At 35.6% G+C, this 13,854-nt stretch carries 16 protein-coding genes and 1 other RNA gene; 6 read left to right on the plus strand and 11 right to left on the minus strand.

All coding sequences use genetic code 11. From position 1 onward, the window contains the following. Nucleotides 1-411 (plus strand): hypothetical protein (locus Q1553_RS04825; protein WP_300842782.1); only part of this gene is annotated, 411 nt, incomplete at its 5' end. 52 nt (nt 412-463) lie between these two features. Here the strand turns inward: Q1553_RS04825 and Q1553_RS04830 are convergent. The 3 genes from Q1553_RS04830 to Q1553_RS04840 all read right to left on the minus strand — a co-directional run bounded on the left by Q1553_RS04830 (nt 464) and on the right by Q1553_RS04840 (nt 3,836). Beyond that, nucleotides 464-1,666, minus strand: a complete 1,203-nt coding sequence (locus Q1553_RS04830; protein ID WP_297571330.1) for a hypothetical protein — start codon at nt 1,664-1,666, stop codon at nt 464-466. A gap of 67 nt (nt 1,667-1,733) precedes the next feature. Further along, complete coding sequence (locus tag Q1553_RS04835) at nt 1,734-3,041, minus strand: arsenic transporter (protein WP_300795321.1); 1,308 nt, start codon at nt 3,039-3,041, stop codon at nt 1,734-1,736. Nucleotides 3,042-3,062: 21 nt separating this feature from the next. After that, nucleotides 3,063-3,836, minus strand: a complete 774-nt coding sequence (locus Q1553_RS04840; RefSeq protein ID WP_297571334.1) for an MnmC family methyltransferase — start codon at nt 3,834-3,836, stop codon at nt 3,063-3,065. Nucleotides 3,837-3,969: 133 nt separating this feature from the next. Between Q1553_RS04840 and accD the strand changes: the two genes are divergently transcribed. The 4 genes from accD (at nt 3,970) to Q1553_RS04860 (ending at nt 6,762) form a co-directional block, all read left to right on the plus strand. Continuing rightward, nucleotides 3,970-4,818: an acetyl-CoA carboxylase, carboxyltransferase subunit beta gene (gene accD / locus Q1553_RS04845; protein ID WP_115550779.1), complete on the plus strand. Its 849-nt coding sequence runs from the start codon at nt 3,970-3,972 to the stop codon at nt 4,816-4,818. Between the two features lie 83 nt (nt 4,819-4,901). Next, entirely contained in the window at nt 4,902-5,369 is a 468-nt protein-coding gene (locus Q1553_RS04850; protein ID WP_115550780.1) for a 23S rRNA (pseudouridine(1915)-N(3))-methyltransferase RlmH, read from the plus strand. Between the two features lie 11 nt (nt 5,370-5,380). Next, on the plus strand, nt 5,381-5,746 hold the full coding sequence (gene dksA, locus Q1553_RS04855; RefSeq protein WP_115550781.1) for an RNA polymerase-binding protein DksA: 366 nt from the start codon (nt 5,381-5,383) through the stop codon (nt 5,744-5,746). After that, nucleotides 5,743-6,762 (plus strand): hypothetical protein, encoded by a 1,020-nt coding sequence (locus tag Q1553_RS04860; RefSeq protein ID WP_297571341.1) that lies wholly within the window; start codon nt 5,743-5,745, stop codon nt 6,760-6,762. The genes dksA and Q1553_RS04860 overlap by 4 nt, the downstream gene beginning before the upstream one ends. Nucleotides 6,763-6,948: 186 nt before the next feature. On the opposite strand, the gene ruvB is transcribed toward Q1553_RS04860, so the two are convergent. Continuing rightward, nucleotides 6,949-7,950: a Holliday junction branch migration DNA helicase RuvB gene (gene ruvB / locus Q1553_RS04865; RefSeq protein ID WP_115550783.1), complete on the minus strand. Its 1,002-nt coding sequence runs from the start codon at nt 7,948-7,950 to the stop codon at nt 6,949-6,951. Nucleotides 7,951-7,958: 8 nt separating this feature from the next. Beyond that, nucleotides 7,959-8,765 (minus strand): 3-methyl-2-oxobutanoate hydroxymethyltransferase, encoded by an 807-nt coding sequence (panB, locus tag Q1553_RS04870; protein ID WP_115550784.1) that lies wholly within the window; start codon nt 8,763-8,765, stop codon nt 7,959-7,961. A 150-nt stretch (nt 8,766-8,915) separates the two neighbouring features. Between panB and ssrA the strand changes: the two genes are divergently transcribed. Further along, nucleotides 8,916-9,285: a transfer-messenger RNA gene (ssrA, locus tag Q1553_RS04875) on the plus strand. A 20-nt stretch (nt 9,286-9,305) separates the two neighbouring features. Here ssrA and cutA read toward each other — a convergent pair. Genes cutA through Q1553_RS04905 form a run of 6 tightly spaced genes read right to left on the minus strand, consistent with a single transcriptional unit; the run spans nt 9,306 to nt 13,784 of the window. Continuing rightward, entirely contained in the window at nt 9,306-9,659 is a 354-nt protein-coding gene (cutA, locus tag Q1553_RS04880) for a divalent cation tolerance protein CutA (RefSeq protein WP_297571343.1), read from the minus strand. Next, on the minus strand, nt 9,652-9,930 hold the full coding sequence (locus Q1553_RS04885; protein ID WP_115550786.1) for a hypothetical protein: 279 nt from the start codon (nt 9,928-9,930) through the stop codon (nt 9,652-9,654). Before Q1553_RS04885 ends, cutA begins: the two co-directional genes overlap by 8 nt. A gap of 8 nt (nt 9,931-9,938) precedes the next feature. Further along, nucleotides 9,939-10,763, minus strand: a complete 825-nt coding sequence (locus tag Q1553_RS04890) for a hypothetical protein (RefSeq protein WP_300842783.1) — start codon at nt 10,761-10,763, stop codon at nt 9,939-9,941. A gap of 9 nt (nt 10,764-10,772) precedes the next feature. Continuing rightward, nucleotides 10,773-11,525, minus strand: coding sequence for a DUF5644 domain-containing protein (locus Q1553_RS04895; RefSeq protein WP_300706680.1), 753 nt, complete (start codon nt 11,523-11,525; stop codon nt 10,773-10,775). Nucleotides 11,526-11,564: 39 nt separating this feature from the next. Further along, nucleotides 11,565-12,038, minus strand: a complete 474-nt coding sequence (locus Q1553_RS04900) for a hypothetical protein (RefSeq protein WP_115550789.1) — start codon at nt 12,036-12,038, stop codon at nt 11,565-11,567. A 9-nt stretch (nt 12,039-12,047) separates the two neighbouring features. Continuing rightward, nucleotides 12,048-13,784 carry a M3 family oligoendopeptidase gene (locus tag Q1553_RS04905; RefSeq protein WP_297601296.1) on the minus strand — a complete coding sequence of 579 codons (1,737 nt, stop codon included), beginning with the start codon at nt 13,782-13,784 and terminating at the stop codon, nt 12,048-12,050. Nucleotides 13,785-13,854 lie beyond the last annotated feature (70 nt).

Below are 13,854 nucleotides of genomic sequence, written 5' to 3' on the forward strand. Positions count from 1 at the left end.
GGATTTGACTGCACAAAGGCAAGAAGTGCGAGTGAAAAGAGCATTTGTTCTAATCCTGCACTAGCTAACCAAGATAGAGAGAATAATACATTGTATTTTGGCACGAGGGGATGGATAGAGGGGATGGATTTAAGTGATTTTACATTGCCTCATAGTGAGGAATATATTGATATTTCTAAGCTTGACTCAAACCTACTCATTGCCTTGCAACAAAAATTAGATAAACAAAAGGGTTTAATGATAAAAAAACTCCTAAATATTCAAAGAAATTGCTTGAAAAAGCGAGAATCTTGCAAAGGAAATGAAGAATGTATTAATCAAGTGATGTATGAACAATTTATAGATTTAGGCGGCTATTCACAAGAATTCTTTTATAATGAAATCAATGAGGCTTTATGGGAAGTATTCTAATCTCCCGCACACTAATAAGATTCTATTGTTTCAATCTTTAAGGCGCAAAGGATTACTCTTTATCTCTTTTGATATTGGCATTTTGCACATAACCTACAAATCGTCTCATACTGCCATCTTCCTTGTAATTTTCCAAAAACCAAATTTTTGTGAAACCATAATGAGAATTTTTAGCCATTAAAACAATCGTCGCCTTATCATTTAAAATTGCGGTGTGAAGCACATTAGAGTTTAGACTAGGTTTCTCATAGATTTTTACCGCTCCTGTAGAACTAACAAACTCCATATGCACGCGTTGGGGAGTTTTAATAGTAGAATCGTCCTCATCATCTATAATGGCTTGTAGGTTACGTATCTGTTCATTATTTCTGATAAAAAGACAATAGGTTAGTGAGTCAGGCTTTTCTTGTTGATTACATACAAGATTACGTTCTTTTATCCATTCTAACTGCTCTTTTTTGAGCTTTTGCTTATCGCTTTTACTCCACGCAAAATCATAAATATAGTTATACATTTGATTAAGAATATAATCACCTCTTATAGTTACAAAACTATTGCAAATACCTTTTTCTGTCTTACTTAGCCCACTCTTAGCACAATTAAAGCTCGCATTAAGAGGCGGATAAAACCCACTCAAAGTTCCTTGTGGCATATCTCCAATTTGACTTAAAGCCTCTTGCGGTGTATATTGATTTTTATTTTTCAAATAACAGACTTTAGAATCCAACAAGGTAGAAGAAGTAAAAGTAATGCCTTTTTCATTTTTAATAAGACTAAAATCTGCCTTTTGGCGACAAGATTCTTTGTCCTTCCCTTGAAATTCAGAACACATTCTCTCAAAATAAGATTCATTCGGTTTAGCTTGATGCGCAGAAACAAGAATCTCTATCCCCTCAAATGTAACTTCATTGCAATTTATGGATTCTCTTTTTGTATAAGCAGGATTTGTCTTTTTGGTAGTGATATGATTAAGTATGCAAGTGCCCTTACTACTATCACAATCATAAATGCTTAAAGCATTTTCTGCATAACATACACCCTCTAAAGGGTCGCATTGATTCAGCTCACCCCATACTCCCTCCCACTCACTCCTTTTGTTAAAATTTATCGTATCTTTACTAATATATTCACGCAATTCAGGTTCGTCTGCTATTTCACAGCACTCATTATGTGTAGCATATAGTTTTGCACCTACGCATAACAATACAAAACCCAACAAAAAAGTAAAGCTGCCGATAGATTTCCCCACTTGCATACCTCATTTTTTAAAATTAATTTTAGATTATACAACAAATTGCGGATATTTGAAATTTCCTCACTCTTTACACCCAAAAAATACAAGAAAAATACAATCCCACAATAGCACAAAACAGCACAACTGCACTAAAACAAAAGGCAAGTGCCAAATATCTAAAAATCGGAATCAAGATTCCATACCGCCTTAAGCTTACAAGCCATAACAGCGTGGCAAGCGAGCCAATGGGCGTGAATTTAGAGCCGATATTGCAACCAAGCAAATGCGCAAAGACCAAAGCCAAATCACCCACTTCTTTTAAAGCCAAATCTCCAAGCATTACCATAGGTAAATTATTAATAATACTGCTTCCAAATGCGCTTAAAAACCCAATGCTAAGGAGATTTAAGAATCTTTCTAACTCCATAATCTTCACAATTCCAATTTGCAGAATCTCCAACAATCCCGCATTTTTAAGCCCAAAAACCACAACAAACAGCCCGAGACTAAAAACTACCACACTAAAAGGCGATTCTTTAAGAAGCTGAAGCGGTGCGATTCTACCTAGTTTTATTCCATAACCCACTGCCAAAATTGCACAAAATCCGACAAAAAAACAAAGTGGAATCTCAAAATACGCTCCAATCGCCGCACAAATTGGCAAAAGAGCAAGCAAGACAAAACAAAAACAAATTCCAAATTTACTCAAAGATTCTTGCTTGAAATGGCTTGTTAGCACTAGTTTTTGGGGCAATTTTAACCCCAACAAATACCAAAAAACCAAAAGAGAAGCGAGGATTGCAAACACTTGCGGCAAAGCCATAAAGCGCAGAAACTCTGCAAAAGGAATCGCAAAAAAGGACGCAGTAAGGATATTTGTAAGATTTGAAAGCACAAAAAGATTGGAAGCAAAATCACTGATAAATCCCATAAAAAGCAAAAAAATAATTAAAGGCGCATAAAAATTTCCTCTTTTATGTGGGAAAAGCGCAAACATAAGAGGTGTAAGCACTAAAATTGCTCCATCATTTGCTAAAAATATTGCCAAAAATGCCCCAAAAAGAATTAAAAAGATAAATAGTTTCCAACTTTTGCAATAAAAGATTCTGCCCTTATCACTAGACTCTCTATTCTCTCCAGTAAAGCATAGAATCTTATAGGCTAAAAAGTCAAAAAACAAAATACGCTCTAGCGCAAGCGTCAAAACAATCAGCCCCACCAAAACCAATGTAGAATCCCAAACCATTATCCATACAAACCACACATCACGCAAATTTACGATTCCAAACGCCAAAGCAAACAATGCTCCAAATACGCTTACTAGCCATATCGGAATCCCAAAAGGACGCAAATAAATCACAAGCATAACACCTGCAAATAAAAAATATGCTATCAAATCTCAATCCAAAAATAAATTTTACTCATCATACAATCCCCAAAGATTAGGGTTTGTTTTGATTTTGTGTGCAAGATTCACAGGAGTAATTTGCAAAACATTTTCTAATGCCAAAGTAGGAATCTCTTGAGTTTTGGTAAAAACAATAGAATCGCGCACGCACTTTTGCTGCAATTTATAAGCATAAAATCCAGCAAGAAACGCGGAATACAGCATACTTGAATGATGACTATAAGTCGTGATAATAACATTTTCTGCACTGATTTTATAAAGTATCTTGAAATATTCGTAAGTCCATAAGTTGCGATTCTTTACAGGGCTAAATGGGTCTTGAAAAATGCAATGAAAGGGAATCTTAAGACGATTGGGAAGTAAAAAACTCTTTAAAATCTCCCTTGCCTCGCCCAAATGCAAAATAATCTCAAGATTTTGCCTTTTGTAATAATGCGTAGTTACTAGGGATTCTAAGATGGCTCGCTCGGATTCTAGCTCCTGTGGATAAGGGTGCTTTAAAAGTTTTGGTAAAAGGGCAGAATCCAATTCAGGAGAGTGAATCACAATCTTACCCTCAAATCCCTGCAAACGCGCCATTAAACTTAAGCAAAGAGTATTAAATCCAAGCCCAAAGCACATATCAAGCACATTCAAAATCGGCTCTTTTGCACACAAAAAGAGTGCAGGTAAAATATGTTTATGCAAAGTCTCTTGCAATGCGCCATCTTTGGCATTATGGTAAGATTCATCAAATTGTGCATTATAAAGCGTTATGCTTGAATCTCCTGTGAAAATCTGCATATTTTACTTCTTTAAAGTGTAAATTAACACATAATTTTATATAATTTAAACTTTTACAAAATTTATTATTTGCAAAAATGCCATTCCAAAAATATGGAATCGCGAAACTATTTTTCAGTCTTAAGGAAATCAAATGGGATTTGCAGATTTTTTCAAAAACTTTAAAAAAGAAGATAGGGCTGTGCCACAAGAAGCCCCAAGTCATTGGGTAAAATGCCCAAGTTGCAATGCGTTAATGTATTACAAAGAAATCATTGCCCAACACCACACCTGCCCTAAATGCAATTTCCATATGCGCATTGGCTTAGAAGATAGAATCGCGCTAATGTGCGATGAAGGAAGTTTTGTAGAGTTTGACAAAGATTTAGCACCCAATGACCCCTTAGATTTCGTGGATAAAAAAAGCTATAAAAAACGGATAGAAGAATACACCAAAAAATGCGGGCGTCCAAGCGCGATTCTTAGCGGAGAATGCACAATTGATGGCATTAATGCACAAATTGTTCTGTTTGATTTTAATTTTATGGGAGGCTCATTTGCTTCGGTGGAAGGTGAAAAAATCGTGCGTGCAATTCATCGTGCAATAGAAAAAAAGCAAGGTTTAGTGATTGTTAGCGCAAGTGGCGGGGCGAGAATGCAAGAATCTACTTATTCGCTTATGCAAATGGCAAAAACTTCTGCGGCACTCAATGTGTTAAGTGAGGCGCGTTTGCCTTTTATTTCTGTATTAAGCGACCCCACAATGGGGGGCGTAAGTGCCTCATTTGCCTTTTTGGGCGATTTGATAATGGCAGAACCCGGAGCGATGATAGGTTTTGCTGGTGCAAGAGTTATCAAGCAAACAATTGGCACAGATTTACCACAAGGATTCCAAACAGCAGAATTTCTGCTAGAGCACGGACTTATTGATATGATTGTGCAGCGCAAAGAAATGAAACAAACAATTGCCCAAGCATTGAAATACCTTAAAGTGGAATCTTAAATGATACAAAGCCTCCGATTCTCTCTTCAAAACTCATCGTTTTTAAAAGATTCTCAATCCAAAAATAAGAATCCTTTAAGCTTATGATTAAAATAATTGTTTATTATATTGCCAAAAGTCAAAAGGATTTGAGTGACCAATTATGCGAAGAATTTGCAACACTATGCGGACAATTTGGTGCAAAATTAGAATTTATTAATTTGTTTTGCAAAGCCATTAGCTTGAGCCAAAAACAAGAAGCAGAGGAAGCGCAAAAATCCTACACAAAGGAATTTCTTAAAACCTTTAAACCCAATCAATACAGAATCGCCCTTAGTCCAAATGCCAAAATGCTAGATTCTTTTGAGTTTTCAAAAACTCTGCAAAACCAAAGTCATCTTGCATTTTTCATTGGAGGTGCGTATGGATTAGAAAAAAGCTTTATTCAATCTTGCCATATGCAGCTTTCACTCTCACCCCTTACCTTTAGCCATAAAGTTGCTAAAGTCGTGCTAAGTGAGCAGATTTATCGTGCATTTTGTATCATCTATAATCATCCATATCACAAATGACAGGAGAAAAAATGCGTCAAAGTGAATTAAACAACTTAAAAACTTATTTATTAGATAGGAAAAAAGCAATTTTGGATAACAATTCCATACACAAACAAACAATGGAACATATTCAAAACAACCATATCAACGAGGCAGATTATGCAGCAATGCAGATTAGAAATGCGCTAGATAGCTCTATCTCGCAAAGGCATCTTTTGGAACTAGAATACATTGAACAAGCATTAGAAAAAATTGAAAAAGACATCTATGGAATCTGTGAAATGTGTGATGAAGAAATCGGAATCCAACGTTTAAAAGCAAAACCACATGCAAAATATTGTATAGTATGCCGAAAAATTATTGAAAAAGATTCAAAGGAAAAGGACCAAAAATGAAATTCAAATATTACATTGGGGCATTATTCGTATTCATCGTTCTTTTAGGGCTTTATGTTTATAGTCTTAGTGGTGCAAGCTTTACCTTTATGATTCCATTTAGCACACAGAGCATTACACTTCCTGTTGCAATATGGTTTGTTGTTCCTGTTATCGTGTTTTTTATCATCGTCATATTTTTAGAAATTGGCGGTTCTTATCGTATGTGGCGCAAACGCACAAAATACAAACACGACTATAAAATACTTTTAGAACAAATAGAAAACCAACTTCTTAGCAAAGATGTTCCACTCAAACAACCTACAATGAATCGCTATAAAAGCCTTTCTATTTTATTAGGAAATCTAACCTTAGACATCAAAGAGGGAATTGCTCTTAAAAGTGGCGAAACAAGATTAGACGAACTCATTGAGCTTCTTGGCGACTTAAAAAGAGGTGAATATGTCAATCTTAAAAAATTCAACCCTGGAGAAAAATCTCCTTTTATGAATCAAAATATACTTAATCAAATCCATAGTGATGAAAAATTTGCCACAGAGGTATTAAAAAAATCAAGTTATGATGAAGAATCTAAACGCGAGGCTTTCAAAAAACTACTCAATTGTGGAGAGACAAAAACAATCAAGCAATTTATTGGCGAAATCAAATTCAACAAAGATCTTGCAAATGAAATGTTAGGAATGTGTTATGCAAACAAAATCAACTTCAGCAATGATGAAATTGCCAAGCTTTGCACAGAAGTAAAATACAGCAAAGAAGACTATTTGCACTTGGCTCAAAAACTAAAAGAATGTTACGAGCCTGCGGCTTGGGTTAGCTTATTTGAAAATCTCGCAAACCAAGATGAGCTAGCAGAAATTGCATATTTTTATGTGCTTTTGGAGCTAGAAATGATTGATGAAGCCAAAGAACGTCTAAATACATACCCTCAAAACGAACTTTTAAAAGTGCGTGCATATTTGGATTTGAAAGATTCAGGTAAAAAATATCCTTTAGAATTGTTTTTACTTGATTAAATCCTCTTGTCCTTGCATATATTTTGCTGTTACGATTCCACTTATGGAATCGTAACAATCTGCTAATCTTTATTGTAAGATTCTATGCAATAGAAAATTGTCATTGTAAGACTTCGTTGAAATGGAATCTCAAAAAGGATTTAAAGCAAGATTTTACACTGCAATGATAATAAAAAAATCTCTACACTAAAACAAACTTCCCGCTTCTCTGAAAGAAAACAATTCATAGGTTTTTTGCGTTGCGATTCTGCCACGTGCAGTGCGCTCTAAATATCCATTGACAAGCAAATAAGGCTCAATCACATCTTCAATCGTTCCCTCGTCCTCACTCATTGCTGCTGCAAGCGTGCTAAGTCCGATAGGGCGTCCGCGATTCTCACAAATAATCTTCAAGAATCGTAAATCTAACTCATCAAACCCATATTCATTGACACCAAGTTCATTGAGTGCATATTGCGTGCGTTCTTGCGTGATGATTGCCTCTTGTGCTACTTCTGCAAAATCCCTTACGCGCTTTAACAATCTCAATGCGATTCTAGGCGTCCCTCTTGAGCGTCTAGCAATCTCTAATGCCCCCTCATTGGAGCATTCTTTTTGCAATTTCATTGAAGCAATCCTCACGATACGCGCCAACTCCTCTTTTTCGTAAAACTGCATACGAAACTGCATTCCAAATCTATCACGCAAGGGATTGCTAATCATTCCTGCGCGCGTAGTTGCTCCTATGAGTGTAAATCGCGGCAAGTCAATTTTCACCGTTTGAGCCGCAGGTCCGCTACCGATGATGATATCTAATCTAAAATCCTCCATTGCGGGATATAAAATCTCCTCAATTGCTGGACTTAAACGATGAATCTCATCAATAAATAAAATCTCTCCCTCGCTTAAATTTGTCAAAATTGCAGCCAAATCTCCTGCTTTTTCAATCATTGGAGCAGCAGTTACTTTGATAGAAGTTTGCATTTGATTGCTGATAATATATGCCAAAGTCGTCTTGCCAAGACCCGGGGGACCAAAAAGCAAAAGGTGATCTAGCACCTCCCCGCGCATTTTTGCCGCAGTAATAAAAACCTGTAGATTTCGTTTAAGTTTTTCTTGCCCGATATAATCGTCCCAACAAGTAGGACGCAAACGTATGTCTTCCTCTTTTTCTAAGGATAGTTTTTCAATCTCTACAATGCGCTCCAAGATTCCCCCTAATAACTTTCTTGCTCACTTGGAAAATGCCCACTTTTGACATCTTCAACATATTTGCGCACACCTTGACGCAACAGCTCCGCACCTTTGAGATATTGACGCACAAATTTGGGTTTAAACTCCTCAAAAAATCCAAAAGCATCACTCCACACCAACACTTGCCCATCTACATCTACTCCGCTTCCAATACCAATAATTGGAATCTTAACGCTTTGCGTAATCTGTTTGGCAGCCTCCGCTCTTACTCCCTCTAACAAAATGCTAAACGCTCCGCTACGTTCAATATCCTGCGCAAGGTTGATGAGGGATTCTATATTTTCTTGCGTTTTACCCTGCACTTTATATCCTCCCTCACTGCGAACAAATTGTGGTTTTAAGCCAATATGCGCCATTACAGCAATTCCATTTTCAACCAACATTTTAATGCTTTTTATACCCTCAAAGCCAACCTCTAGTTTCACTGCCTGTGCTTTTGTTTCTTTATAGATGCGAATTGCAGATTGCAATGCAAGATGAGATGTCGTCGTGCTTCCAAAGGGTAAATCACAAACAATCAAACTTTTTTTTGCTCCATTACAAACTGCTTGTGTATGATAAATCATAGAATCCAAAGTGCTGCTTAAGGTATCTTGCCCACCAAAAAAACTCATCTGCAAGCTATCCCCTACCAAAATCATATCTACTTCACCATCAAAGATTTTCGCCATTAATGCATCATAGGCTGTTAGCATAGTGATTTTCTCTACGCCTTTTTTTTGTGAAATTTGCGTCGTGGTAATAGACTTTATTGCATTTTGCATACTCATTTTTATCCTTTGTGAAATCACTTATGATTTGAAACTACATTTTACAATAAAATATAATTTTTTATTCTAAAATGCTGCGAAACTCTTTTGAAAATAAAATCTTTATAAATATTTTATAGAAATTGCGTTAGAATCCCTACTTTGTTGTTTGGGGCTGACTTGAATTTCGACAAGAATTAGATAGCTCTAGCTGCATGCCGACTTGTGTTATGTCGTAAAACTAGCATATAAATATAAACGCAAACAACGCAAATTACGCTCCTGCTTACGCTAAAGTTGCGTAAGTTTAATTAGCTTTTGGAGCTGTTTTTGAACAAGGATTCTAGCGACTTTTCAAAAACATCATTTTAGCTAGATGCGCCTTGCACTACCGAATGCAAGTTTAAGTTTAGGTTGCCTTGAAGCACTATTTTTGGAAGTTTGGTGTTTTTAAGAAAGATTTAAAATCCAAATAAGCATGTATATCGGCTGTTGTTGGTCTAGTTTTTGGACTGGGGTTTGATTCCCCACAGCTCCACCAAATCTCTTCTGCGCAAGATTCTATTTCTTTTTAGTCTTTTGACACCACTTTTTATAAGCTTTAGAAACTTGACTTAATTTAATACCAACAATTTCTGGAATCTCGTAAGAATGATGTTGCAAAATTAACCTACGCAAAGTTTTAAAATCCTGTTTAAACACCTTAAAACTCAACAAAATCTCTTTTTCGTGGCAAACTTCTAATAAATTTTGACTGGTTGAATGATGCCAAAAATAATGGCTTTGAATCTCTGCTTGCTGAATACAAGGAGTAAGTTTGGACTGCAAAGCAACTTCAATCAAAACTTCGGCATTTGCCGTCGTAGTCGTCGTTTGAAGCAACATTAAACAATTTTTGTGTTCTTTTTTATTCATCTTTGACACCCATTCTCTTTTTTTTCTCCTCTAAGGATTTTTTCTTTTCCTCCTTGCGCATTCGCTCCAAATTCATCTGACGTTCTCTAGAACGTTTAAATTTCTCCAAATATTCCTGTCGCTCTGTCGGACTTTGGTAAGCAATAGGACGAATAAAAAAAATAACTAACATTAACACAAAAAAGAAAATTGCAACCTCTTGATTGGAAGTTAATTTATACCAAATCATCGCAATGCCAAGAGAAATAATAACTTTTAGCGCAATAATCATTGTTTTTCTTAGAGCATTCTAGGTAGAATCTTATGTTCTTTAAACTGCAAAGCATTACAAGATGCTGTTTCCTCAAAAAGAGCCAAAATCACTTGAGGTATAAAAAGCAATGGAATCTCTAAATCATCACGACCGCTTGCGATTTTCAACTCTACCGCATTTTGGTCCATTAATTCAAAATTGCCAATATTTGGCGTCAAAATAAAATCTACGCCACTATCTACCATTTCATAATAATCCGCTGCACCCATTTTGTAAGCCAATACTTGATTAACTTGCATCAAATACGCATAGCTCTCTTTAAAAAATGGCATGATCTTTAACCCTGTAATCTCCTCTAAACCTACAATGATTTGGGATTCTATTGCCCAAGTTTCAAGCTCCCTATCCAATATCAAAGCGCATTTAAATCCCTGCCAACATTTGGATTTTAGATGTGAATCTTTAAGTGCGTTTAGCATAATTTCTGGAGCAAAAACAAAGCAATTTTCCAAGCTTAAAATATCAATTTCTACACCACATTCTTTGATAAGAGATTCCCTTAATTCTGTTTCCTCATAAAGGGCTTTTAAAAATCTCTTAATCTCTAGTAGGCTTTGAGAATCGCAGAGAAGTATTTTGTGATTCGTTTCTTGAGCCTCCAAAAGCAAAAGAAATAGTTTTTGATAATATTTCACCCTCTCAATAAAAGGCAAAAATTTGCCCTCTAGCGCGAGAGTTTGAGTTTTTTCAATAGGAATTTGTAGCTTCTCTAAAAGAACTTTGAAATTTGATATCAAAAGATGAGAGGATTTTGGATATAAATTATTATGCAATAAAATAAAAGATTCCATTTATTTTCCTTAAAAATTAACTTTTTTGAGCAATTTTACTTTAAAAGACTGAATCTTCGAGAGTTCGCTTCTTTCAAAGACGATTTGCTTTAACTCATTAATACACGCGTCAAACTTGGGATTTTGGGGAAAAAGATAAGTTTGCAAACTCTGCGCATTGAAGATTCCATTTTCCAATCCGCAAATCGTTTCCAAAACTTCTAAAGTTTTATGTTTGGCATATAAGGAGGCTACCAAAATAAAATATGCCTCCCCTAAATATTCTGGATTCTCAACACTTAAGGGCGTAGCATAGGCAAAAGGCAAAAAAGAAAGCAAAAAAGCATCTTTGATGGTCTGCGTCTCTATATCCAATGCTTTCAATCCCTTAAACTCCACATCTTTAAGAATGCTTTGCACTTCTTCTTGCGCCAACTCATCTAGCCCAACTTGCTTGAGCAATTCTAACTTTTGCAAAAATGGCTGAACATCAATAATTAAATCTTTCAAAGCCAAATGCGGATTTAGTGGCTCTATCCTCCATTCTAATCCAAATCTTTTAATCAAATCCTCTATCTTAAGACCAAAATCAAACACCACCACACCATTAATCTTAAATCCATACGCATTATAACCATACTCTAACACATTTTCTTGGACAATAGCTAGCAAATCCAATAATGACTTTTGTCCATTAATTTTCACTATCAATTTTGCAAAATAAGGCAGATAATCCGTCTTAACATCAAAACGGAACAATTCTAAATTAATTTTCTTATCCATATTTTCTCCCATAAACACTAAACTTTAAAGTATAGCAAATTATTTTTTAAACCTTTTGTTTTTTGGATTTGCTAAAAGTGCTTTCATAGAACTATGAATCCCCTCCTCTTCTCCGTTTTTTGTCTGCTCTAACTCTGCAAATGTCGCAAAAAGATTTACAAACACGCAAAAATCTGCACGCAAATCCTCATCATTGGGCAATAAAATCTGCACGATAGAATCCAAAGGTGTTGTTACAAAACTGCCCAAATTCTCTTCACCAAACCCTGCTTCAAAATAAAGATTCTTTGAATCTAGTTCCAAGCTTTCAAAAGTATAACCGGCTAAAATAAACACCGTCAAATCACTAAAAGAACCACGAATAGAATCCGGTAATTCTGGCTCAAACTTGACGCGACGCACATTACATACAATAGAAAAATTCACTTTTTTTTGGATTAAATATTCCAAAACCTCATAACAATGTTTTCTTAATAATTCTTTTATTTTCTTATCTTTTAGCAAAAACTCCATAATCCCTCCTTACAAAATCTCCCTTAAACCCTTTAATAGCAGTTTCACTTCATTCATACCAATCTGCCAAAAATCATTGCTTTCAATATCTAAGCCAAAAATCCCCACCAACTCTTTGGGAGATTTACTGCCTCCAAGACTCAAAAACTCTTCATATTTTGAGACAAAATCTATGGGATTCAACCGATAAACTCCAAAAAGTGCAAAAACCAAAAGTTGCCCATAACTATATGCATAACAATAAAAAGGAGTATGAATAAAATGCGGAATATAAGACCACCACAAGCGATAATTTGGTGTCAAAACCACACTTTTACCAAACATTTTTTGATTTTCTTCTTGCCAAAGTGCGCAAAACTCTTCCTTGTCTAGCTCTCCTTCTTTGCTATGTACCAAACGTTCAAAATTTGTAAAAACATTTTGGCGAAAAAGAGTTGCAAACACATCTTCTAACTTACCCGCATACAATTCAATTTTTTGCTCTGGATTCAGATTCTTTTTCATTTTTTCAAAAAGCAACATTTCGGCAAATACGGAAGCAGTTTCCGCCGTAGTTAAAGGCGTATCTGCATTAAGATAACCCACTTGATAAGATAAAGTTTGATGAATCGTATGACCTAGCTCGTGTGCCATTGTAAAGACATCTCTCCTACGATTTGTATGATTCAACATTAAATAAGGATGAACACTCGGCACACAACTATGACTAAAAGCCCCACCGCGCTTGTTTTCTCTTGGGTGAGAATCCACCCAACCTTCCTCAAAAGCACGCATTGCGATTCTATGGAATCGGGGAGAAAATTCTTTGAAAGCCTCCAATACGATTGCTTTAGATTCTTGATAGGTAAATTCTACATCTTCGCCACAAGAAATCGGCGCATATCTATCATAATCATAAAGCGTTTCTAATCCTAAAATCTTAGCTTTTAACGTGTAATATTCCTCTACAATGCTTACATTTTCATTGATGGTTTTCACCATAGAATCCACGCTTTTTTGTGTCGTTTGATTATCCAAATGACGTGATTCCTCCAAGTTTGTATAATTTCTTAACTCGGTGGTAATTTTTAAATCCTTGCGCACAATATTATAAATATAAGTCAATAAATCAAGATTCTTTTTTAAGCCCTCACTCAAGGATTCTTGCGCCCTCTTGCGCACTTCTCTTTCTTTATCATATAATAAACTCAAAACCTCTTCTTCACCCACCTCTTTTGTGTTTCCGTCCAAAGTAATTCCAAAACGCAAACGACTTAAATGCTCATCAAACAAACGTTTAAAGCTATCCACACTTACAGGCTGCGTTTTTAGCAAAATTTTCTCTTCCTTTAAACTCAACTGATGTTTAGAATTCTTACTCAAAAGCTCCAAATAGTAAGCATATTCTTTTGAGTTTTGGATAAATTCTTGCTGCTTTTTTACCTCAAGCGCATTAAACTCTAAATCAAAAAACAAAAGTGATTCTTGTGCAGCATTTACCCGCATTTCACAATCCGCATAAAATGCACCCTCTTTGGTATTGGAAGCAAAACGCAAAAAAGCATAAGTCATAATGCGCGAAAGACTCTCACAAATACTTTCGTATGTTTTCATTGCCTCATAAAACGCTTCTGGGGTTAATTCAAAAAGTTTGTCCTTATAAAGTTTCTCAAATGTTTTTGCGCGCTCTATGCCCTTTTTTATCGCTTCTTGCAGAGATTCCTCCTCGCCAAAAAGTGGCTTGAGATTCCATAAATTTTTATCCATTTATCTTGCCTTATCACCTCAATTAGAAGATGATATTCTACAATAATCCTATTAAATTTGTTGATTTTAA

Source organism: Helicobacter sp. UBA3407, assembly GCF_949747025.1.
Taxonomy (GTDB): domain Bacteria; phylum Campylobacterota; class Campylobacteria; order Campylobacterales; family Helicobacteraceae; genus Helicobacter_D; species Helicobacter_D ganmani.